This is a genomic window from Halioglobus sp. D3-4, assembly GCF_055809315.1.
The window spans coordinates 1,682,773-1,704,987 of record NZ_CM147907.1; the positions used below are offsets into that span (position 1 = coordinate 1,682,773).

The 22,215-nt window shown below is 54.3% G+C and carries 17 protein-coding genes; 9 read left to right on the plus strand and 8 right to left on the minus strand.

The genetic code is table 11. The features are described from left to right. Nucleotides 1–67: 67 nt before the first annotated feature. Entirely contained in the window at nucleotides 68–3,019 is a 2,952-nt protein-coding gene (locus AC0L6S_RS07285; protein ID WP_473427765.1) for an insulinase family protein, read from the plus strand. Between the two features lie 140 nt (nucleotides 3,020–3,159). On the opposite strand, the gene AC0L6S_RS07290 is transcribed toward AC0L6S_RS07285, so the two are convergent. Further along, a complete protein-coding gene (locus AC0L6S_RS07290) occupies nucleotides 3,160–3,630 on the minus strand; it encodes a Spy/CpxP family protein refolding chaperone (protein WP_473427766.1) in 471 nt (156 codons plus the stop codon). Between the two features lie 219 nt (nucleotides 3,631–3,849). Here AC0L6S_RS07290 and AC0L6S_RS07295 point away from each other — a divergent pair, with 219 nt between their 5' ends. Together AC0L6S_RS07295 and AC0L6S_RS07300 are read left to right on the plus strand one after the other, a co-directional pair. Then, nucleotides 3,850–4,539, plus strand: a complete 690-nt coding sequence (locus tag AC0L6S_RS07295) for a response regulator transcription factor (RefSeq protein ID WP_473427767.1) — start codon at nucleotides 3,850–3,852, stop codon at nucleotides 4,537–4,539. 3 nt (nucleotides 4,540–4,542) lie between these two features. Beyond that, nucleotides 4,543–5,919 carry an ATP-binding protein gene (locus tag AC0L6S_RS07300; RefSeq protein ID WP_473427768.1) on the plus strand — a complete coding sequence of 459 codons (1,377 nt, stop codon included), beginning with the start codon at nucleotides 4,543–4,545 and terminating at the stop codon, nucleotides 5,917–5,919. A 19-nt stretch (nucleotides 5,920–5,938) separates the two neighbouring features. On the opposite strand, the gene AC0L6S_RS07305 is transcribed toward AC0L6S_RS07300, so the two are convergent. The 4 genes from AC0L6S_RS07305 to AC0L6S_RS07320 all read right to left on the minus strand — a co-directional run bounded on the left by AC0L6S_RS07305 (nucleotide 5,939) and on the right by AC0L6S_RS07320 (nucleotide 10,811). Continuing rightward, on the minus strand, nucleotides 5,939–7,558 hold the full coding sequence (locus AC0L6S_RS07305; RefSeq protein ID WP_473427769.1) for a B12-binding domain-containing radical SAM protein: 1,620 nt from the start codon (nucleotides 7,556–7,558) through the stop codon (nucleotides 5,939–5,941). A gap of 306 nt (nucleotides 7,559–7,864) precedes the next feature. Further along, nucleotides 7,865–8,674, minus strand: a complete 810-nt coding sequence (locus tag AC0L6S_RS07310) for a class I SAM-dependent methyltransferase (protein WP_473427770.1) — start codon at nucleotides 8,672–8,674, stop codon at nucleotides 7,865–7,867. A gap of 65 nt (nucleotides 8,675–8,739) precedes the next feature. Beyond that, complete coding sequence (locus AC0L6S_RS07315; RefSeq protein ID WP_473427771.1) at nucleotides 8,740–9,633, minus strand: class I SAM-dependent methyltransferase; 894 nt, start codon at nucleotides 9,631–9,633, stop codon at nucleotides 8,740–8,742. Nucleotides 9,634–9,848: 215 nt separating this feature from the next. Continuing rightward, complete coding sequence (locus AC0L6S_RS07320; RefSeq protein WP_473427772.1) at nucleotides 9,849–10,811, minus strand: glycosyltransferase family 2 protein; 963 nt, start codon at nucleotides 10,809–10,811, stop codon at nucleotides 9,849–9,851. Between the two features lie 343 nt (nucleotides 10,812–11,154). Here AC0L6S_RS07320 and AC0L6S_RS07325 point away from each other — a divergent pair, with 343 nt between their 5' ends. Next, nucleotides 11,155–11,895: a class I SAM-dependent methyltransferase gene (locus tag AC0L6S_RS07325; protein WP_473427773.1), complete on the plus strand. Its 741-nt coding sequence runs from the start codon at nucleotides 11,155–11,157 to the stop codon at nucleotides 11,893–11,895. Here the strand turns inward: AC0L6S_RS07325 and AC0L6S_RS07330 are convergent. Further along, the gene (locus tag AC0L6S_RS07330; protein ID WP_473427774.1) at nucleotides 11,876–13,480 is read right to left on the minus strand and encodes a hypothetical protein; all 1,605 of its coding nucleotides are present in this window, start codon (nucleotides 13,478–13,480) and stop codon (nucleotides 11,876–11,878) included. The two genes, AC0L6S_RS07325 and AC0L6S_RS07330, sit on opposite strands and share 20 nt — an antisense overlap. A gap of 269 nt (nucleotides 13,481–13,749) precedes the next feature. Here AC0L6S_RS07330 and AC0L6S_RS07335 point away from each other — a divergent pair, with 269 nt between their 5' ends. Further along, nucleotides 13,750–14,133 carry a GtrA family protein gene (locus AC0L6S_RS07335; protein ID WP_473427775.1) on the plus strand — a complete coding sequence of 128 codons (384 nt, stop codon included), beginning with the start codon at nucleotides 13,750–13,752 and terminating at the stop codon, nucleotides 14,131–14,133. Between the two features lie 7 nt (nucleotides 14,134–14,140). Here the strand turns inward: AC0L6S_RS07335 and AC0L6S_RS07340 are convergent, their stop codons facing one another. After that, the gene (locus AC0L6S_RS07340) at nucleotides 14,141–15,148 is read right to left on the minus strand and encodes a fatty acid desaturase (protein ID WP_473427776.1); all 1,008 of its coding nucleotides are present in this window, start codon (nucleotides 15,146–15,148) and stop codon (nucleotides 14,141–14,143) included. Then, nucleotides 15,145–16,077: a class I SAM-dependent methyltransferase gene (locus AC0L6S_RS07345; protein WP_473427777.1), complete on the minus strand. Its 933-nt coding sequence runs from the start codon at nucleotides 16,075–16,077 to the stop codon at nucleotides 15,145–15,147. Before AC0L6S_RS07345 ends, AC0L6S_RS07340 begins: the two co-directional genes overlap by 4 nt. Before the next feature lie 50 nt (nucleotides 16,078–16,127). Here AC0L6S_RS07345 and AC0L6S_RS07350 point away from each other — a divergent pair, with 50 nt between their 5' ends. From AC0L6S_RS07350 to AC0L6S_RS07365, 4 genes are all read left to right on the plus strand, one after another. Further along, complete coding sequence (locus tag AC0L6S_RS07350; protein WP_473427778.1) at nucleotides 16,128–16,496, plus strand: hypothetical protein; 369 nt, start codon at nucleotides 16,128–16,130, stop codon at nucleotides 16,494–16,496. Nucleotides 16,497–16,553: 57 nt separating this feature from the next. After that, nucleotides 16,554–18,302: a hypothetical protein gene (locus AC0L6S_RS07355; RefSeq protein ID WP_473427779.1), complete on the plus strand. Its 1,749-nt coding sequence runs from the start codon at nucleotides 16,554–16,556 to the stop codon at nucleotides 18,300–18,302. Nucleotides 18,303–18,335: 33 nt separating this feature from the next. Beyond that, nucleotides 18,336–20,399: an acyltransferase family protein gene (locus tag AC0L6S_RS07360; RefSeq protein ID WP_473427780.1), complete on the plus strand. Its 2,064-nt coding sequence runs from the start codon at nucleotides 18,336–18,338 to the stop codon at nucleotides 20,397–20,399. A gap of 259 nt (nucleotides 20,400–20,658) precedes the next feature. After that, nucleotides 20,659–22,206 (plus strand): hypothetical protein, encoded by a 1,548-nt coding sequence (locus AC0L6S_RS07365; RefSeq protein ID WP_473427781.1) that lies wholly within the window; start codon nucleotides 20,659–20,661, stop codon nucleotides 22,204–22,206. Nucleotides 22,207–22,215 lie beyond the last annotated feature (9 nt).

Genomic DNA, 22,215 nt, shown 5'->3' on the forward strand with positions numbered 1-22,215 from the left:
GCGCCCTTTGCCGGTTCCAAACTGGGCAACACCCTCGCCCACACATACATTTTTGTCGAGATACACTATGAGTAACAGCGCCCGCGCCCATCCCAACGCCCACCCCGCCTTTGAGGCTGTCCGCGAGGAGAGCATTGAATCGCTGAATATACGGGTGGAGCAGTACAAACACAAAAAGACCGGCGCGGTCCACTACCACCTCGCCTCCAGCAACAGTGAGAACGTATTTCTGGTCGCACTGCGCACGGTACCACAGGACTCTACCGGCGTTGCTCACATTCTCGAGCACACAGCGCTCTGCGGCAGTGCCCACTACCCGGTACGCGACCCCTTTTTCATGATGCTGCGCCGCTCCCTCAACACCTTCATGAACGCCTTCACCAGCTCGGATTGGACAGCCTATCCATTTGCCAGCCAGAACCGCAAGGATTTCGACAACCTGTTGCAGGTCTATCTGGATGCCGTGTTCTTTTCACGACTGGACCCGCTGGACTTTGCCCAGGAAGGCCATCGAGTTGAATTTTCCGAGGCTGACAATCCCGACAGCGATCTCGTATTCAAGGGTGTTGTGTTCAATGAGATGAAGGGTGCAATGAGCTCCATCACCAGCGTACTGTGGGGCAAACTGTGTGAGCACCTCTTCCCTACCAGTACCTACCACTACAACAGTGGCGGTGATCCCCGGCATATTCCGGATCTGAGCTATGAACAGCTGCAGGCGTTCTACCGCAGCCACTATCACCCCAGCAATGCCATATTTATGACGTTTGGCGATATCGCAGCCAGCGAACACCAGCGAATGTTTGAAGAGAAGGCTCTGCACCACTTCGACAAATTGCCCGAGCGCATTCAGGTACAACCAGAGCAACGTCTGCCACAGCCACTGCGTGTGCAGGACAGCTTTGTCTATGACGAGAACGACACTACCGACAACAAAACACATCTGGTAATTGGCTGGATGCTGGGTGAAAGCTCGGACCTGAAACAGCTGCTGGAAGCGCAGCTATTGTCCAGCGTACTACTGGACAATAGCGCCTCACCCCTGCAGCACGCGCTGGAAACCACTGAGCTGGGACGCTCCCCTTCGCCGCTTTGCGGTCTGGAGGACTCCATGCGTGAGATGGTATTTTGCTGTGGCATCGAAGGCAGTGAGGCGGAACACGCCGATGCACTGGAAACACTGGTACTCGGCGTCATCGAGCAGGTCGCAGAAGAAGGTGTAAGCCAGGAGCGACTGGAGGCAGTACTGCACCAGTTGGAACTGCACCAGCGCGAAATCACCGGTGATGGCTATCCCTATGGCCTGCAACTCATTTTGCAGGCTCTCGGTTGCGCCACACATTACAGTGACCCCATCGCCGTGCTGAACCTGGAGCCTGTGATCGCCGACCTCCAAAAGCAGATCCAGAACCCCGACTATATCCGTCAGTTGGCGCGGCAGCTGCTGCTGGATAACACGCACCGCGTAACACTGGTGATGACACCGGACAAACAGCTCTCTACCCGCCAGCGCGAGGAAGAACAAGCGCGCCTGGCCGATATCAAATCCGCTATGACAGCAGAACAGCGCGAAGCTACCGTGCAACTGGCCGCCGATCTGATCGCGCGTCAGGCGCAAGTCGACGACGACAGCGTACTGCCCAAGGTGGAACTTAGCGATGTACCCGCCTCGCTGCCCGAGCTGACTTTCAAGGAAATGCAGCTGCACGGACTCCCGTTTACCACGTATGCTCAGGGAACCAATGGCATCGTCTATCAGCAGACGGTGGCCCCGCTGCCGCCACTGGACGATGAACAGCTGCAAATTCTACCTCTGTACAGCAACATTCTCACCGAAGTGGGCCTCGGTGAGGAATCGTATATGGCAGTGCAACAGCGTCAGGCGGCAACCGTAGGTTCGATTTCTGCATTTGTCGCCATGCGCGGCAACGCCGACAATGAACAGTCGATCAACGCGCATTTTTCACTGTCGTCCAAGGCGCTGCTACGCAATACCGAAGCGCAGTCGCAGCTCATGCACGACACGCTACACAGCGTGCGCTTTACTGAGACCAACCGCATTCGGGATTTAGTGAATCAACAGCGCGCGCGCCGCGATCAGTCAATCACCGGCAATGGTCACAGTCTTGCGATGACAGCAGCCTGCGCGGGTATGAGCCCTCTGGCGCAGCTTCATCACCACCAGTCCGGGCTGGCCGGCATACGTAAACTGCGCCTGCTTGACGACAGCCTGGCGGAAACCGATGGGCTGCAGAAACTGGCGGATCGGCTGTCGCAGCTACACGAAAGCCTGCTGGGCTCTTCTATGCAATTTGTTGCAATTGCGGAAGAGCACAAGGTAGGCGAAGTCGCAGAGACCGCCAGTGCGATCTGGTCACAGGCCGAACCCGGTGCGCAACGCCCCGCTTTCATCCTGCCAACCATTCGCGAACGCCGCGCCGAGCTGTGGCTGACCAACACACAGGTCAACTTCTGTGCCCGTGCTTACCCCACCGTGCCGGAACAGCATCCCGATGCCGCCGCACTCACGGTACTCGGTGGATTCCTGCGCAACGGTTATCTGCACCGGGCCATACGCGAGCAAGGCGGCGCTTACGGCGGTGGCGCATCGCAGGATTCTGGTGTGGCGGCATTTCGTTTCTACTCCTACCGTGACCCAAGGCTTGCGGGAACCCTGCAGGATTTCGATCTGGCGGTGTCATGGATGCTGGACAATCGCCATGATTACCGCGCGCTGGAAGAATCGATCCTCGGCGTCATCGGCAGCATGGACAAGCCCAGCTCACCAGCCGGGGAGGCAAAGCAACACTTCCACAACCGCCTTTTCGGTCGCAGCCACGAATCCAGGGAATTGTTCCGACAACGCGTACTAGGCGTTACGCTGGATGATCTGCGCCGAGTCGTGGAAACATACTTGAAGCCAGAACTAGCCAGTACGGCAATAATTACCAGCTCAGGACAACTGAATGCGACCGCTGCATTGCGCGAGGAGCTGGGTTTGAGTGTAGAGGAGCTCTAATGGGGTTCTTGCAGTTCCCCTTCAATGGGGCTGTGGGAGTCAGGTATAACGCAGCGTACCTATCTGTATTTGAGAAGCAGCAAAAAAGGGCGGCCGAAGGGCCGCCCAACAGGACCTGGTAAGGGGGTTACCAGAGTTCGCTAAAAGGGAGCCCCACGGTGGCCGCCGCGCTTACCGTCGCGCTCACGCCTGTGCTCGGCCATTTCGGCCATCATTACGCGCTGCTCATCATTGAGTAACTGAAAAATTTGGGCACGGTCGTTTGCCCTGCGGTATACCATACGACTGGTGATCTGCCCGATTTCGTCTGCAGCCGTCTGGGCGGTGGCTGAATTAAAACTGCCCGGCTGCCCGTACAGCTGATCTCTCAATTCCCGCAGTCGCTCCCTGTCAGCTTCGGACTCATCAAACGAGGTGGTCAGCAAAGTCTGCACTGTGGACTCCTGCTCGTCAGTGAGTTCGAGCATTTTTGCCAGATGTGTGATGCGGTGCTGGGGATCGGGTCGCTTCCCACCGTCCTCGGGCAACGACCAGCTAGCAGCGGCGACGAATAGAGTTGCTATGGCAGGTGCGACGATACTCAGAAGGACCTTCTTCATGTTCAATTTCACGGTGTTCTCTCCTGCAAAAATTAAATCGTAGTGTCCGCGATGCGTTTGCGTGCTGTGCCACGCATCGCCTGACGTGAAGAATAATACGCCCGGACCGCCGTTAATCTCTGCCCTGACAGCGTAAAGAAATGTTAAATAAAGCCGACTGCGGTTAAGCTGGGTGACAAGCTTCTACGCTTTGTTCACACTGCGGCTGTAAGAACAACGGGAGCGCGCTGAATGAGTACCAATGTACTGATTATCGATGATGACAGGGAGCTATGTGCCCTGCTGTCCGATTTTCTGTCTCTGGAGGGATTTTCCACACAGGCGATTCACGATGGCGCCGAGGGCGTGTCGCACTGTCGCGAGCACGAGCACGATGCGATCGTACTGGACATAATGCTGCCTGGCTTGCAGGGGCTGGATGTATTGCGCCAGATACGCCATTTCAGTAACACTCCGATACTGATGCTGACCGCACGCGGTGAAGACACAGACAGGATACTGGGACTTGAACTCGGTGCCGACGACTACCTGCCCAAACCCTGCAACCCGCGGGAGTTGGCAGCACGGCTTCGCGCCATCCTGCGCCGTGGAAGCCGGCTGGCCGACGATACTCCGACGTCAGTCCTGCAAGCGGGAAAAACGACCATGAATACCGCGGATCGCAGCGCCATGTATGACGGTACCGACCTGCAGCTCACCAGTACCGAATTCAATGTGTTGCACGTGCTGGTGACCAACGCCGGCACTGTGGTCAGTAAAGAACTCCTCAGCGAGAAGGCACTGGGCCGAGCGCTGTCCGCCTATGACAGGAGCATTGATGTTCACATCAGCAAAATACGCAGAAAGCTCGCGGCTCTCGGTGGTGATAACCTGATTGTCAGTGTGCGCGGCAGCGGCTATCAGTACCGCACGGGCGGCTGATTCATGAAATTGCGGGGCAATCTGTTTCTCAGGATTTTTCTCGGCTTCTGGCTGATGTCGATCGCCATTCTCGGGAGCTGGATGCTGGCCTCAAACTATTTCGAAGAACTGCCGCCGGGGCGTGAATGGGGCGATAATAAACGTCCCGGGCCGCCGCACCGGTTCCTACTGCGCACAATCTACAGCCTGGAGAACCAGCAGGGCCCGGAGCTGGCGGCAACAGTTGACGATGTGCGAGACAGACACGATATCCAGATCTACGTGATATCGCGCGAAGGTCATGACCTGCTGAAACGAAAAGTACCCTCGGCAGTGGCGCAAATCGCTGAGCAATTGCGCTCTCGCCCGAACATGCCGATCGTGCGGCAACCGAATAACCATATGGTGGCCTACCGTATCTATCGACCCTACGAGGGTGCCGCTGCCGCTGTTTTCGTGTTTCCCTCGCACCGCGGCTTTATTATCAATGCACTTGGTGACAGCCTGTGGCTGCGGATTGTTCTTGCAGTATTGGTCAGCGGTCTCGTCAGCTTCGTGCTATCGCGACTGATGACCAACCGGCTGAAGGATTTGCGCCTGGCATCTAGACGGCTGGCCAATGGCGAACTGGATACACGCTTGCAGGTACGTGAAAAAGGTGGTGATGAGACCGACGAACTTGCTCGCGATTTTAATACGATGGCAGAGCAGTTACAGGAGCGGATACAGGCGCAGAAGCGTTTACTCGGGGATGTCTCACACGAATTGCGCTCACCATTGGCGCGCCTGCGCATCGCGCTGGCGCTGGCGCAGGAAAAGCCTGGCAATGTAGACAACTATATGCAGAGAATTGAACAGGAGGCTGAGCGACTGGAGGAGTTGATCGGGCAATTGCTGGCCACTCAGGCGCAGGACCTCACGCTCGATACGCATATCGATCTTGTATCCCTGCTGGAACAGTTGTGTGCGGATGCCAACTTTGAAGGACAGGTGGCGGGCAAGCTGTTCAGCTTCAACACAAATACTCCCCAGGCCCTGGTCGACAGTTCAGGGGATCTTCTGCACAAGAGCTTTGAGAACATCCTCCGCAATGCCCTGCAGCACACCGCTGCTGACACCGAGGTCCGTGTGTCCCTACTCTCCAAGGGGGGGCGTTATTTGGTGGTTGTCGAAGACCGTGGGGCGGGTGTACCAGTGGGCGACGAAAAAACGATTTTCGATGAGTTCTACCGCGTCGATACCGCCCGTACGCGAGAATCCGGGGGCTATGGACTCGGCCTCGCCATCGCCAGGCGAGCCCTACAGCAACACGGCGGGGAAATTACAGCGCAGAACACTGGCACGGGGCTGAAGATTACCGTCAGCCTGCCCGCGATGGATGAAGGGAGCGTACAGGAGTAGCGCAGAAAGCACCGGGAACTTAGCGGAATATCAGACGATAGATTTTTCTATACATATGGCGATACGCATAGAACGTGCGATTGTCGAATACCAGCTTGTTAATTTCTGCCTTGGTGTCTTTCTTGTAGCGGGCATAAATCGTTTTCAGTGCCCGCTCCGTTTTGGTCTTCTCAATGCCACGCAATACATTGAAGATGGTGCCGGCAAACTGTAACGGGTGATAAATTATTCGCGTTAACATAAAGCTCAGGTAGGCTTTCTTGCGCACCCAGTCCAGCTCCTTGCTACCGACCTCGTCGTTAAACGATACCGCTTTGGCCAGATCGCCCACAGTCAGAAGGTCCAACCAATCCAGATCCTTGATCTTGTGCTTGCTGGGTTCCCATAACGGCGTGCCCGGCAACGGAATAAACAGCCCGAAGTTGACCTCGTCCACGCCCACTCTGGCGAGTTCTTTGGCATAGGAAATGGTCATCTCCATATCTTCGCGCGTTTCACCAGGCAGACCCAATACAAAATAGGCCGCCACTTTCAAGCCGAGCTTGTGCGCGGTAGCACCGCAGTCTCGCAAGTGATCGAGGTCGAAATCCTTGCCTTTCTGGATAATGTCAGTGAGTACGCGGGGCGAGCCACTCTCAGGAGCCAGCGTCACATGCTCACATCCGCTTTCTTTCATCGCCGTGAGCATTTCTTCATCGATACGGCTGGCGCGAATACCATTGGGTGTCTGCCAGCTGATATCCAGCTTGCGGCGTTTAATCTCATTACAGATCTCTATCAGGCGCTTGACGTTGATCGTCATATTGTCATCTTCAAAATGGAATTCACGAATGTTCCATTCATTGATGCAGTACTCGATTTCATCGACGACATCAGTCGCACTGCGCGAGACCCAGCGCGTTTTTCTGGACGCACAAAATGTACAACCATACGGACAGCCGCGCGAACTAATCAGTGACGTCCAGCGGCCATTGGAATAACCGTGCGACTCCTGTGCCTTGATATATTCTTCCATCGGCAGAAGGTGGCGCGCTGGAAACGGTATGGTGTCCTGATTCAACTTGGTGTTGCGCTCGAGCTTTTCGGTGCCCATCACACAGTTGCCGTTGTCATCGAGATAGGCAAGATTACTGATGTCACTACCGATATTGCTCTGGAACAGGATGTTGTCCTGCAGTAGTTTCTGGCACAGGTAGAGGAACGGATTCTCACCCTCACCAAGCACAACGAAGTCGACGAGTTCGCGATCCTCTTCCAGAATCTCAGCATATAGTGCGCTGGGGTGGGGTCCACCGAGCACGATCTTAATCTCACTGTTGTGCGCCCGGATCTGTCGGCACAGTTCCTGCACCACCGGGTAGGCAAAAGAGAACAGATTGGATATACCGACGATTTTCACCTCGTCGTCGAGTCGCGCCACGATGTCCTCAAAGCTCAAACCGCGGACAAAGGTTTCTTTTTCGAAGGCGTTGATAGAGCCGGGGTCAAGCCCCACTGCATCGATAATATCTACCGATATATCGTGATGCTCCAGCACGGAGGCAAGATAGGCAATCCCCAGCGGAGGCGTAATACCGCTCGCCACCTGGTTCTTGGTGAACACCTGTGGCGGGTTAATCAAGATAACCTGGTGACTCATCGGTGATTACCTGAGATGAGCATGTTTAATGACCCGTTCGCGTGTGCGTCTTTTTTAAAAAACCCTAATAAAAACAAGGGTTTTTACCAGCCTGCTGTTAGTATAGAAACTTATGACTGGGTTGTACAGACAGCCCATGTCGCAATTGCCCTGTGGAACCTGCACCTTTTATTCATAAGGAGGATGCGCGAGCATTTATGCATTTGTAAAGGAAATGCTTGTTTGCCACAAGCCAGGCGCAAAAAACTTCCTCCCAGAGTGTGACAAGGTTCAATATTCCTGCGCCCCGGTGCGGTGCCCAGTACGCTAGACCTTCCGCCCCTTCACGCTCCAGCTATAGCCATGGCGATGGTGAATTTCAATGTCCTTGAAGCCCGCAGCCTCGAGTAACGCGATGGCCTCATGCTTTCTGTAGTACTTTAGATACGTGGGGTTAAGCTGGTCGTAAATCACCAGGCGCCGTTTTTTGGCCGACATCGGCCACCAGATTTTATCGAGGTAGCGCATTAACGGCAGTGGTAGTAGCTTGCCGATCAGACGGTAAAAACACAGTGCCCAGTAAAGAAGGTGCACTATTCCCACCAGCATAAAGTGCGGGAGAAACGTCGTGAGCTTGCGCAGGGGTTGCACGAACTTCAGGTAGAGTTCGTTGCCCTCATAGCTGCAGAGCCAGAAAAAGATATCGCCACCGGGCTTCAACGCCTCATAGCAGCGCTTTACGGTGGGGCCCGGGTCGCTGATGAACTCAATCACGCCGATCGAGATGGCGAGATCGAGAGGTTCATCGACAGCCCAGTCATCGCCGCGCGTATTCAACGCGGTGACATCCCTGCCCCGCTCCATGGATGCCACATTGTTTTTCAGTTTCTCGAAAGCACCCTTCGCAGGCTCCACCGCGTACACATGGTCAGCGCCGGACTCAAGTAACATGCCGACAATCCTGCCGGTACCGCTGCCGATATCGACAACCTTCTTGCCCTTGAAATCATCGGTATGCATCAGCGGCGATACAATGTCAGAAAACAGGCCGAAGGATGCATACCAGCCATCATTATCATCATAACGAGACCACTGCTCGTCAAAATCCTGAATCGTTTTGTCGTCTAAGGCTGACATTCATCAACTCCTGCTGGCGGCTTGGGTTCCCGATTGCTCTCGGTGATCATCGCTATGATACTCCCTCAGCGGTCGGTACGTTTGGGGCGGCACACTACGCCCTGGAGAAACCATGAATCAAGCAGCGGCGATAGCAGATACAGTGCCGCCACTGCCACGCGTTGTAAGGGTTGCAGTGTCAGCGTGCGCAGCGGCAGGTTCCGGCTGAAACGGTGCACGACCTCAAACCCCGATTTATCCAGCGCGTACTCCAGGCTCCTGCGATTGAAATGGTTTAGGTGGTGCACCTCACAGATACGTTCCAGCGCACCGAAACTCCGTCCACCGGTAATACGGTAGAGTATTTTTGCCATGCGGAAGATCAGTGAATCTGAGTCGACAGTCATGCAGATAAAAATGCCATCCTCGGCCAGACTGCGCCGAATACCCTCCAGAAAGGGCACGGGATCAGCAACGTGCTCAATCACGTAGATATTGGTGACCACCGGGAAAGGGATTTCGGGGACATACGTCTCGATATTGGCCGCCTGCAGGCGAGGAATTTTCAGCTCTTCGGTGCCGTAACGCACGGCATCTTCGCTGATATCGAGCCCGCAGCTTTCATAACCAAGCGCGCCAAAATGTCTGGGCAGATAGCCGGTGGCAGTACCCACATCCAGCGTTCGCACCTCAGCCCGCTGTCGGGGCATATATTCCTGAATCAGGGCGTCGAGATCATTGAACAACACCTCTTCCGGGTTCTCCCAATGCTCGGCGTTGGCTTCGAGGAAGTAGTCTGCTTCATACGCCTCCGGCTCCACTTTTAATTGTGAGAACAGATGCGTACAGCCCGGGCAAACCAACAGATTAAACCGCGGCAGTGTGTAGGCGATGTCAGTGCACTGCGTATCGCACACCGGGCAGACCTCAACCGTCCCCGCATGCGCTTCGGCCGCACCGCCACTTTTATTACTGTTCATCACAATACTCGCTATGAATTCCTGACATGCTAAACCCCTTAAACAATATGCTGCTTTTCTGTTTAGGCAACTACCACAGGCAGCACTGGGGAATCGTTCAAACCGCTTTTCGCAGCCGATGAGGGTAACTTGTTACGCGAACGCTATAGTTATAATTTACCAACGATGTGAGACCTCTCCCGAGACAACAGCCCGTATCCGCCTGAACGGCTCCCTCAGTCTCCCCCGAGAATCTCCTCCACCTGGTACATCGGACGCTTTTTGACCTCCATGTACATCTTGCCGACATACTCGCCGACCACCCCGATAGCCAGCAACTGCAAGCCGCCGAGCAGGTACATGGGGATAACTGTCGAGGCCCATCCGTCTATGCCCGTCTCGATGTTTGTCAGCTTGGCCCACAGCGCCCAGCCGCTCAGCCCCAGCGATACCAGAAAAACAACAAACCCAAAAACAGCGATCGCGCGCAGCGGGCTGATCGAGAATGAGGTGATACCGCGCACCGACAGGCCGAACATTTCACGCCAGCCGTACTTGGACTCCCCGGCGTAACGCTCTCCCCGCGCATAGTAAACCTTGCAGGATTTCAGCCCCAGCAGCGGGACAACCCCGCGCAGGTAAATATTGTCCTCGCGGTAATTTCCCAGCATAGCGATGGCTTTTTTACTCATAAGCCGGAAGTCGGCGTGGTTGGGTATCGTTTTAATACCGAAACGGGCCGCCACCCAGTAATGCAGTGCGGCCGTCCATCGTTTGAACTTGCCGTCTGTATGCCGATCATCCCGGACGCCAAAAACGATCTCGTTGCCTTCGCGATAGCGCTCCACCATCTCATCGACAGCGTTGATATCGTCCTGAAGGTCGGCGTCGATAGACACCAGCGCATCGCCCTCGGCGTGCATCAATCCGGCATAGAGGGCGTACTGATGCCCGTAATTCCTGGCTAGCTTGATACCGCGAAACTTCCTGTCAGAACTTACCAGCTTGGAAATAAACGCCCAGGTGCCGTCGGTACTGCCATCATCGACAAAGTAAATACGGGAATCCGGACTTATCAGCCCCTTCTCCACCAGCGAATCGAGTTTCGAGCTCATTGTTCTGGATGTCTCGGGCAGCACCAATTCCTCATTCAGACAAGGTATCACGATCGCGAGGATGGGCAGGGACTTCGTCGACATGGAGCTGACCTTATTTCCACTCTGAAAACGGTAATTGTATATCAGAACACCAGCGATGTTGCTTGCGCAAGCAGCTTGGCTGTAATTTCTTCAGTTTTAGAACCAGCGCGCAATAGTCCTGCCATATTTCTGTTATCTCGCTGTTTGGGCGGCACATGCGGCGGGAAAAAACGGACCAGATTCGTCACAGCGGCGCAGCACACCTCGGCGTCGGCGAAGGACGTTATTCTAGCCAACTGTCTCGCCGAAGGGTATATTGTTGCACTCTTGATTGCTGCGCGCCCACTCCTCCAGCACACATAATAAGCGCTGCAAAACTCATAATACGCCGAACGACTACCCTATGAATACAACCTTCTCTGACCAACAGTTCGAACTGTGCTATCCGGAGGGAATTCAGTTTCACTGGTGGAATATTGCCCGCAACAGGTTGCTGGCGAGTATTCTCAAGCGCGAATCCAGCGACAACAGTGTCTTTCTGGAAGTGGGCTGCGGCCGCGGCCCGGTGGTAAAAGGCTTGCGAGAGTACGGCTTGAATGTCCATGGTGTCGAACTGGCAGAAGTCCAGCCGATAGAAGGCATGCAATCATTCGTGGATGCCGGGGTGGATGCCTGTGACCTGTCCTTTGAGCGGCGCTCACAAGTGACCGGGCTACTGCTGCTGGACGTCATCGAACATCTGCCCGAGCCGGAGCAGTTCCTGGAGAAACTGGTAGCGAGCTTCCCCAACTTGTCGGTTGTGATTATCACCGTCCCCACCCGTCAGGAAATCTGGTCCAACTTCGATGACTTCTATGGTCACTATCGACGCTACACGCTGGAAATGCTCAATGACCTTGCGCGGCAACTCAACTGGACCACCAAGCGCGCGGCGTACTTCTTCCGCCTCCCCTATATCCCGTTGAGAATGATGTCTGCACTGGGCATTGAGCGTGAGACCCAGATGAATGCCCCCGGAAAAGCGATGCGACCGCTGCACCGGCTGGTGTCATCGCTGTGCCACCTGGAGGAGACATTAATGCCGCAGCAAGTCAGGGGGACCAGCGCCTATGCCGTGTACCGCCCTACTCCTGCCGGCGAATAGGTTTCCAGACCTGCACACGAAATGTCCCACCGCCGAGACGATCCATTAGCGGCAGCTTGATCCTGGCCGACAGATGGTAGTGCTCCCGCAGCAGGGCTTTGGTATTGACCTCGGGTTTGAGCAGTGACTCGGGGAGATTCATCTTGTTGTCTATCAGCAACAGATCAAATTCCTGATTCTCGATTTTGCGCTGCATCTGCGCGACAAATCGCTCCCACACAGCCACCACATCGTCCTGCTCCTCGGCCTTCTTCAGGAAACCCGGTTTGTCGCCCCCGAAAATAAAGTAGCGCGTACCGCCACTGAGGTAGATAGGCACACCCTTTGCGACGACCTCCTCCAGCACCAGGGTGGATGCGTAAACATCTTCGGCCCCCGCTATCTCGCTGCGGATCGCTTGCCAGCCCCCATCCTCGACCGTAAAGTCACGGGGCAACATTGTGTAGCTATTATAGAAGGCCAGTACTATTAGTAACCTGAAAGGCCAGCGGGCCCTTGGCATATTCGATATAAGGGCAAACAGCCCCACCAGAAAAAAAGGCGAGACCAACTGAAAAAGATAGGTCAGGTGATTCCCGCGGTTCTTCCCCAGCACCAGTACAAAAATAGTCAGCGAGCAGACCAGACAGAACCAGATATAGTTTAACCTGGGTTGCAGTAGTGGTTTATCCAGTTGCGCCAGGTTAACAGCACCTCGCGGTGCGTTGCCCCCAGCATGCTGCGGTTCCCGTGTTTTGGCGTACCACCGTAGGGCTATCGCAGCAACCCACACTGCCAACAGTGGAAGGTAGATCTGTCCATATTCCTGCAATTGTGTAAAAACGTGCTCTTCGGAGGCTGCCATCCGATACCCGCCGCGAACGGCAAAAAAGGTCGCTTCCAAATAATAGGGCGATGTATAGCAAACCACGACCAGAGCTGCGACAAACACCGCAGCTGCCGCGATGCCAAAATACACCGCGCGCTTCTTGGAAACAGCCAGAAACATGTACAGGGCCACATAGCCCAGACAAGCGACAAAATACTGCTTGGTGTAGAACGCAAGTACCCCAAGTACAATCGCTACCGCAAGACTGCGGGTAGAGAACCCACTCACCCACGGGATGGTGATCGCTGAGAGAAACAGAAACAGGCCGAAGCTGTTGGTACTGGCAACCGGCGTAGAGTAGTAAAGCATCGCGGCATACAGCATCGCCGCTGCAGTCAGGCTCTCCACCGTCCCCGCAGATTCTTTACGACAAAGGTAACAGCACAGCGCGCAGCAGGCGAGAATAAAAAAACCCGAGACAGCGCGATGTAATTCAAACGTATTGCCAAAAATACTGGCCAGTGGCGCCACTACTATATTGTAGAGAACCGGATACAGGCTGATATGTGTTGGCTGGCTGGCGATGGAGTACGGATTGCCACCTTGAAGGATGGTCGACGTGGTTACCAGCATACCGCCTTCGTTGTAATCCAGCGGGAAGGCATGCGAGATCAGCTGGACGTGATTGTGAGCTATCGCAATGGCGAAAACAGCAACACAGATCAGAAAAATCCAGTTCAGGGCAACGCCTGCTCTGGCGGGCAGACTTGTCGTCATACTCATCCTGTTGTTAGCGTTTTAATGCAAAAAATCCCAGAGAATATAGCATAGGCCCCGCTGCGTGAGGCATCATTTTCTGCATTCTGCAGAGCCGGTTGCGAGACCTGCGACCCTGATGTGCCTGTACCCTGCAAACTCTCAGCGCTGAACGGAGATGCCTGTCACAGAACGCAGCTTCTGAAGGGCTTTTTCAGAGGCGACATATGGAGCCCTTCACCTGATTCCACTAGAATCGCCGCTCTGCAAAAACAATCCAGGGCAGGCAGATGGTCGATACCACAAAGTTAATCCGCCACACCTTTGTCGGGGGAAGCAGCGCCGTCCTGCTGATGATTCTCACCTGGCTACTGGTTGATGGATTACAGTTGGAAGTCATTGTGGGTTCCAGCATCGCAGTTGTTCTCACCGGCCTGTACAACTATTCAATGCAATACCACTGGACCTTCTCCACCGACGCACCTCACCAATCGGTACTCGCGAGATACCTGTTGATGTGCGTAGGCATTTTCACCATCAATACACTGGTGATGTACTTCGGAGTCAAAACCTTCGAATTTCACTATCTTATTGTGCAGTTTATTGCCAACGTGACGATGACAGCATGGAGCTTCTGCCTCGGCTCTATCTGGGTGTTTGGCGGTCAGGGTTGAGCGTCCGTCAACGTCCCTGAATGACGTTCTTCACACCGGTTGTGTAGCTGTAGTTGCTGTCATACACCACATAATTACCATCGATGATCAGGGCATGTTGTTGCTCTGACCCACGCCATATGCGCGCATTGATATCCGGCAGGTGCTGGTAACTGATCCACGGCCATAAGTGGTGCTCTGCGTGGTAGTGAAAGTTTATCTTTGAGAAGAAGAGACGCTCCAACCAGGTTGCCCTGACCGAGCGCAGCATCGGCCCGGGCGTATTCATGAAATAAGGTGTTTCGGGTGCTTCAACACGTTCTGAGTGCTCGGGCTGATGCTCGATCAGCGCACGGATTTTGGCAAATAGAAAGCTGACCGTCAGCAGCGGCCACAGCCAGAGTATGAAGTAGTAGGTCGGTATACCGAAATGCAAGGGGTCAAAGGGCAGAAAAATCAGAAAGAGTATACCGTTCGCGACCAAGATGGTGGTCTGGCCACGGCGCAGATTGGACTCAAACTTTTCTATTTCGCCGCTTTTACCAGACTGCATCGCATCGCGCACCTTCACCAGATACTCCAGCCCGGACAGGCTCCTGAAGACCTCGGCAAAGAAACGCCAGCCACGCCAGTCGCGGATATAGGCATCCTTTGAGTCACCGGGCTGCGAAACCAGGCGGTGGTGAATAATATGGCGCTGTCGATACACATTGAAGGGCAGAACGGCCGGCGCAGCAAAAAACCAGGTGCCAATAAAATCATTGATCCGCTTATTCTGGGGCCAGATCAGAAAATGTGACGCTTCGTGCGCGATCAGCGACAGGCCATGCTGCCCGCCGGCGATAATGCAAATGGCGACCAGCCAGCTCCAAATTGAGGGATAGGCAATAAAAAGCGCACAGCCGAGAATAATCTGTAACCACGGCAGTGACAGGTCGACAATTAGACGGGGTATTCTGGGCCGGCGATAGTAATGCCGTTCTTCCGCGGTAAACGGTATGCCCTGGTGGATTGCACTTGAGGTATTCGCCATCATTTGCGCGCACTGAAAATCATGCAGTCACTGCGGCGAAAGAGGTAATCAAAGATACTCAGCGGCGCAGTGAGGAACACGAGCAAGGTCCAGATTCGGGAGTGCCCCGCCTCCAGTTTCAGTGGCGCACCTAACTTGCCCAGCAGGAAATTCTGCAATGTGAGGGCCGGAAACAGGTTGAGTTCCTCAACGATCTCAACCTCGCGGAAACCGCACCTGTTCAGGAGCAGTTCCAGAGACTCCCGAGTAAAAAGTTGCAGGTGACGAGGAAAGTGATAGCCTCCCCAGTAGCGGCCAAAAAACCGGTGCCCGGTACTGGCCAGCTTTGGCGTGCGCCCGGTAAATATACCGCCCTCGGCCAGCAACGAATGCGCTTTTTGCACGGTATCGTAGGGGTCTGTAACGTGTTCGATCACGTGGTTAATCGTAAGCACATCGACCCTTCCCGCGTTGTCTGCTGGCTCGAACTCCTCAAACGTTCCGGCGACAATATCAAACCCCTCATCACAGGCGGCCTGCGCCATCTCCTCATTCATCTCGACACCCGAAAACTTGAAATTGCCGGCCGGTGCCATCGCTTTGAAACGCCGGCAGTCCCCTGCTCCGATGTCAAAAAGATGCAGCGGGCGCTTCGTGGAAAGGCCGAGCAGCCGCTTCGCTTCGCTGCGGCACCACAAATCATAGATCGCCTGCCAGAAACCACCCATTTCCTTGCCGTATGCGTAGTAGTTATCGGGGTACATGCGCCGCAATTCATCCAGCGAAGGACGCGGAAAAACGAACTCCGAGCGACAGGCGTTGCAGACCCGGATGCCAAATTGTGTCGCAATCTCAACCTGATACTCGTAATCCTGTGGCAATTCGGCCAACTCATGGCTGTCGACGGCCCGACACACCGGGCAAATCATTTCAACCTCTATATCCTGAGTCATAGTTTGTTGTTCTCATCAAATGCTTCACATCACCTCGCAATGGCCAGGTCGTGACAAAGTATATTCCAACGCGCGTGGAATTGCTGCTTCTGAAACATGACGCCCCTCTCACACTCTGGAAATGGCACGGACCCGCGGCGGTACCGTGTCCCGCTATGCGTATGAGCCTGCATGTCACCCTGCGTGACTTTCCCGCCATGTTGGAGTGGGCCGCACGCATTGTCGCTCTCATCCTTATCGGCTTTGTCACCGGACTCTCGGGCATGGTAATTAATTTCCAACTGGTGGCACACCCGACCTTGCGCGCCTGCAGGGCGTTGGTGGACAAAGCCCAACCCAAGCCGACTTTTTTGTGCTCAACATGGGAAAGAGTACACAAATTCAAGTTCAACTGTGCGGGGTTTCGCGCTAGAGTCTGAGGTAATAAAAAATGTTGCTTCCATTAACAATAATTACAGTGAATCAAACCTTTCCCTGTGGCGAATTTGAACCGCAAGAGCTTCACCCACTATTCGGCAAACATGCTGATCGCTATCAGCATTGCGGCCGGTGTCTGCTCCCTGCTATTTAGCTGGCTATTTTGGGCCAGATTTCATATCGATATACCGGTAGACGACCTTTTGCGGCTGATACCGACAGCACAGGAAGTTGTGGAAAACGGCTGGAGCAGTGTGACAGTGCAAGAGTGGCTTGCGCCCCACGCCAGTGCACACAGGATTGCCATCGGACGCCTGTTGTTGGCAGTAGAGTATAAGTTCTTCTACGGGCACAACGATTTGCTCTATTTAGGCATGTGGTTGAGTATCGGCGTCCTTTGCTATCTGTACTTTATAGTTTCCAGATTACCAAAACTGCAGAACCCTGATATCAGCTGGTTTATGCTCGGAATGGCATTGATTTATACGCTCAGTTTTTCGCAGTTTCACAACCTCATTTTCCCGATCAACTCGCTGTGGTATATCAGCGCATCCTGCAGCGCACTCAGCGTCTATCTGGTTGTGTGCCGCGGAAAGAATCTAAGCTTATTAAGCGCTCTGACCGCATGTCTGCTTGCCATTATCGCTGCGTTTTCTGTTTTCTCCGGAGTTATCACCTGTTTAATGGTAGCAACCCTTACGATCCAGTGTCGCAGCAGGCACGCGTTCTGGGTTCCCCTCTTACTGGTGGTTTTTGTTGTTTTCTATCTGCAGGGTCTGAAATCAGGACAGGCCCATGTTCTTCAGAAATTGACAGGAGAAGAGGTCGATGTTTCGCTGACAATGCACCTACAATCACTTGTTGCCAATCATGCTCAACTCTTTCAGTACACCGTCAAATTTTTGAGCGCACCCCTTTCGAGATCAGCGACGCCATTATCCTACGTTTACGTGGTTTCATCTCTCTGTTTGATTGTATTTGGCTGGGCAGTTGTGGCGCGGGCATTTTTTCGAGGAGAATCTGAGCTCGCAATCGCGCACAAGTTCTTTCTTGCGATGGCCACAATTTTACTAGGGACGGCTATCGCCTGCTTTATGGGTAGAGCTTTTCAAGATGCGGCGACTGCACCAAGGTATCAAACCGTCGTGATGCTTTACTGGCTGAGCATTAGCGGGTTACTTCTCTATACCTTACCTGCAAAAGTGCATTCAATGGTCAGGCTAGTATGTATGATCCTGATAATGCTGTTACCCGTAGGGCTGCTTTACAACAAGCATGCGCTGAGGATTACTCCGGTGGTTAACACATCAGCCGAAGCCAGCAATACCGAGATAAGCACTAAGCTTGGTTTTCCCGACTTCCACGACGCAGGACACCGGAAAAACAAATTCACACCAATGTACATTGAGTACGAGTCTTTTCTGGCAAACAACAGCTCACTATCCAGAAAGCCTGCGACTGCTCGCCAGGCATTTGCAGCCCTACCCGCTATCTGTCAGGCAATGCGCATCTCGATAAAGCCACACTCAAGCAAGCCCGGTTCTCCCAAGCGCATTAGCAACGTAAAATTGTTTGTGGATCACAGTGATTTGCAACGATTCCGCAGGGTGAACATGACAGGGCCGCAGGGGCACTACGGCGAGTTGTATCTCAGGCACAGCCGCCCGAGTACAGTTTCGGAGCTAATCTGGGGCAGCAGCCAATGGCATGGCTACTACGAAGGGGGCAGGGATTCCTACCCAATTGTCCTGACATTTGAGTCAGTGCTGGGACCCAATTTTGAATGCCTGTTAGCTGCTGCCCCCTGAGCAATCTGTACTCAAAACGACTGGAGTGAAAAAATGTTTCGAGGAGATGTAGAAGGGCTCAGGGCGCTGGCCGTACTCGCTGTCCTGCTGTTCCACTTCGATTTTGAAACAATCCAGGGCGGCTTCCTCGGCGTCGATATCTTTTTTGTCATTTCCGGCTACGTTATCTCCAAAGGTATGATGACCAGACTGGACGCGGGCACATTCAACCTGTCAGATTTCTATACACGTCGTTTCAGGCGAATTCTTCCGGCGCTGCTAGCCACCCTGGTCGCCGTCCTGATTGCAGGCTTTCTCCTGACCCCGTTGATGCACTTCAAAGACCTTAGCTTGTCTGCGATCTATGCCGCACTTTCCGTTTCCAATTTCTACTTTCCAGAAACCACCGGATATTTTGGACACAAGGCGATAGAAATGCCGCTGCTGCACATGTGGTCTCTATCCGTGGAGGAGCAGTTTTATTTCATCTGGCCGCTGTGCCTCATTTTGCTTTTCAAAAAGGTCAGTGCTGAGAAACTGCATGGTGTGCTCACTGGATTGATCGTGCTGTTTATACTGGTCAGCCAGGCCTGGGTCATGGCCAACCCCAAGTACGCATTCTTTATGGCGCCGGCCCGCTTTTTCGAGTTTTTGCTGGGAGCGTGGGTCGTCACCGCAGAAAAGAGATATACCGACACCAGCCCTACCGCCAACGCGGTGATCTTTCTCCTCGGGCTCGCAATATGTATAGCCGCACTATTGGGTATGGACGAATCGATGAGTATCCCCGGCGTAACAGTGCTGATTCCCGGTATCGCTGTCACTATGATGATATTAGCCGGTTCCGGAACAGCATTCTCTCGTGTGTTTTCCAACCCTGTCGCCCGCTTCTTCGGCAAGATTTCCTACTCCCTCTATCTGGTGCATTGGCCGCTGGTCGTCTTTTACAGGAATACCCTGGAGTACAACCTAACACTGCTGGACAAACTCGCTCTGCTGTCTATCTCCATCGTACTGGCAACCCTGATGTGGCGATATATCGAACAACCCTTCAGGACACCGCGACAACACACCAGCCCATCATCTCCCGACGGCCAGCATGCAAGCCCTGTATCGAACAAGGGATTCTATGCAGGCCTGATCGCCACACTATCGTGCATCATTGCACTGTCACTGTTTGTCTATACCAATGACGGCCTACCATGGCGTTTGAGCGCCACCTCGCAGCAAATCTACCAAAACTATACCGCGAAGCAGGGAAAAAACTATCGCTGCAAAGACCGGCCAACGCTGCCAGGTGGGTTCAACTGCTTCGGCGAGCAGGATGACATTCTCTCCGAGGTAATCCTGCTCGGCGACAGCCATGTGACCAACTACCGCTATGGACTGGCAGAGCTGTTTCGCAACACCGGCACCCAGTCAATATTTAAAGTCGTCAATGGCTGCCCGCCACTACCGGATGCAACAATCATTCACACAGATGCGCCCCTGTGGGGACAAATCTGTGCTTCACAGACGAGATCGTCCTTTAATTTCGCTAAAGATGACCGGTTTTCTGCGGTACTGCTCGCCGGCCGCTGGACACTGTATACACAAGTCGAGCAACTGGGTGAGGTTGACTCAAACCCGATCATTCATCTCGGCTTTACCGCCGGAGATGAGCACTCGTTCGAGCATTCCATGACCGTATTTGAAGAAGCCATGAGTGCCGCGATTCGCGAATTGGTCGAAGCGCAGAAGAAGGTTATCGTTTTCGGACAGACGCCCGAATTGGGCTTTGACATAGAGCGTTGCCTGTTTACCCCCGACTACCTTGATCTGCAATATGTGGGCTGCACGGTGCAAGAGGTTGACGCTGTCAGACAGTACACCGAAGCCTCCAATCAGGTACTAAAAGCCATCGCCGACAAGCACGCTGACAACGTGCTGTTCCTCGACTCCACCGATGCTTTCTGTGATCAACAATGTTCTTTCCTTGAGGGCAGCACCCCCCTCTATCGCGACGATAACCATCTCACCTACAGTGGTTCCCTGCGGGTCATTGAGTACCACAGTGACGCTATCACCGAGTTTCTCGGAACTCACGCAACCGCCGCAGACCACAGCGCGAATAAGTGAATCGACTTCCGTGGTGCAAATGATTTTTCGCTGATGTAACGCTTCTTATAAACATGAGAGCACGCTGACGCCAGCCGCCTCCACAAAGCGTCTCGCTCCAGCCACCGTAGCAATTGCGTCACGGCATGGTTTATAGCCCTCGCCTGAATTTCGCACTACGCGTCTCCTGTCGATAGTTGCGATGCTAAACTATCGCACTTGATGCGGATGATCGGGTATCCTGCAGCTTCGACTCACTGCTCTCACACACCTCCGCCTTATGCCTGCACAACACACTCAAACGCTGCCAGACAATACACCCATCATTATCGGTGCCGGACAATTTGTCGCGCGCCTTAACCAGCAGTCCACGCCACCCTTTGCCGCACCGATGGATCTGGCTGCCAACGCCTGCAAAATGGCTCTTCAGGATGCGGGTGTACCGGCCGGGGAAGTCGATACTATTGCGGTGATCCGGCTGTTTGCCGATACCGTAAAGGTCTGGGCATCGCCGCTGGGCGGCAGCAACAATCCGCCAGAATCCATCGCACAGCGTATCGGCGCTGAGCCGAGCCACCGTATCTACAGCAACGCCAGCGGTACCGAGCCACTACATGTGCTGGCAGAGTTATTCGGAGCGATAGCTCGAGGTGAGAAACAGATTGCTTTGTTAACCGGAGCGGAGGCCATCGCCAGTCAGCGCTTTGCACAGCGCAATGGCTTCGCCGAGGACTGGCGCGAGGCATTCGACACACCGTTTGACAACCGTGAATACCTCGATCGCCTGGTCTCTGTAGAGGAAGTCAGTGGCGGGCTGACGATGCCGGTGCGCTCTTACGCCATCATCGAGAACCTGCAGGCGCACCGGATGGGCCACGATCTGAAACAGCACCTGGACTTTATGACGCGGCTGATGGCACCCTTCAGCGCAGTCGCTGCGAACAACCCCTACGCCCAATTCCCGCATGCATACCGGCCAGATGAGTTGGCAACACCAGGGCGTGACAACTACCCCATCAGCCAGCCGTATAGCAAACGCCTGGTTGCGCAGGATGCCGTCAATCAGGCCTCTGCACTACTGCTTACCAGCGTTGGCCATGCGCGGGGACTGGGTGTCGATCCGCGCCAATGGGTCTTTATGGAGGCCTACGCTGAAGGCGCAGACAACTGCCTGTCACAGCGCGAGGACCCTGGCCGTTCCGAGGCCATGGAGCGGGTATTATCCACCGTAATGGACAGGGCTGAGGCTACCCACGAAGCGATGGATTTAGTCGATATCTATAGCTGTTTTCCCTGTGCGGTAACAGCGGCCTGTCTGGCTCTGGGGCTGCCCACGGACGGTTCGCGCCAATTGACAGTAACCGGCGGCCTGCCGTACTTCGGCGGACCGGGCAATAACTACAGTGGACACGCATTGGCGGAAATGGCCATGCGTCTGCGCGGCACTCGCTCACGGGCGCTGGTTACAGCCAATGGCGGCATTTTGTCCAAGCACGCGGCGGCAGTGCTTACGACAGAGCCTGGTAAGGCCGCCGGCATAGACTGGCGCAACAGCGATGATTTGAAGCTCGACTGCTCGAACATCAGTACCCGGAGAATCGCTGTAAATCCCCAGCACGGCACGGTGGTGTCTTTTACGCTGGTGTCACGACGCGACAAGGATGACATCGCCATCGTGCTGGCAGAGACCGGTAACGGCGAACGCTTTCTGGCGTCAAGCACAGATCAAGCGGTCACCGCACCCATGCAGAAAGACAGCCCCATCGGGCGTGCAATCGACGTACTCCAGCATGAAGAGCGGCATATCTTCCACTACCTGAAAGACTAGACCACAGTA

Excerpts from the sequence above, each read along its gene's own strand:
- AC0L6S_RS07285 (WP_473427765.1), top strand. The coding sequence starts at position 68 with ATGAGTAACAGCGCCCGCGCCCATCCCAACGCCCACCCCGCCTTTGAG.
- AC0L6S_RS07315 (WP_473427771.1), bottom strand. The coding sequence starts at position 9,633 with ATGAACAGTAATAAAAGTGGCGGTGCGGCCGAAGCGCATGCGGGGACG.
- AC0L6S_RS07335 (WP_473427775.1), top strand. The coding sequence starts at position 13,750 with ATGGTCGATACCACAAAGTTAATCCGCCACACCTTTGTCGGGGGAAGC.
- AC0L6S_RS07295 (WP_473427767.1), top strand. The coding sequence starts at position 3,850 with ATGAGTACCAATGTACTGATTATCGATGATGACAGGGAGCTATGTGCC.
- AC0L6S_RS07345 (WP_473427777.1), bottom strand. The coding sequence starts at position 16,077 with ATGACTCAGGATATAGAGGTTGAAATGATTTGCCCGGTGTGTCGGGCC.
- AC0L6S_RS07325 (WP_473427773.1), top strand. The coding sequence starts at position 11,155 with ATGAATACAACCTTCTCTGACCAACAGTTCGAACTGTGCTATCCGGAG.
- AC0L6S_RS07330 (WP_473427774.1), bottom strand. The coding sequence starts at position 13,480 with ATGACGACAAGTCTGCCCGCCAGAGCAGGCGTTGCCCTGAACTGGATT.
- AC0L6S_RS07305 (WP_473427769.1), bottom strand. The coding sequence starts at position 7,558 with ATGAGTCACCAGGTTATCTTGATTAACCCGCCACAGGTGTTCACCAAG.
- AC0L6S_RS07340 (WP_473427776.1), bottom strand. The coding sequence starts at position 15,148 with ATGATGGCGAATACCTCAAGTGCAATCCACCAGGGCATACCGTTTACC.
- AC0L6S_RS07320 (WP_473427772.1), bottom strand. The coding sequence starts at position 10,811 with ATGTCGACGAAGTCCCTGCCCATCCTCGCGATCGTGATACCTTGTCTG.
- AC0L6S_RS07365 (WP_473427781.1), top strand. The coding sequence starts at position 20,659 with ATGCCTGCACAACACACTCAAACGCTGCCAGACAATACACCCATCATT.
- AC0L6S_RS07360 (WP_473427780.1), top strand. The coding sequence starts at position 18,336 with ATGTTTCGAGGAGATGTAGAAGGGCTCAGGGCGCTGGCCGTACTCGCT.
- AC0L6S_RS07300 (WP_473427768.1), top strand. The coding sequence starts at position 4,543 with ATGAAATTGCGGGGCAATCTGTTTCTCAGGATTTTTCTCGGCTTCTGG.
- AC0L6S_RS07310 (WP_473427770.1), bottom strand. The coding sequence starts at position 8,674 with ATGTCAGCCTTAGACGACAAAACGATTCAGGATTTTGACGAGCAGTGG.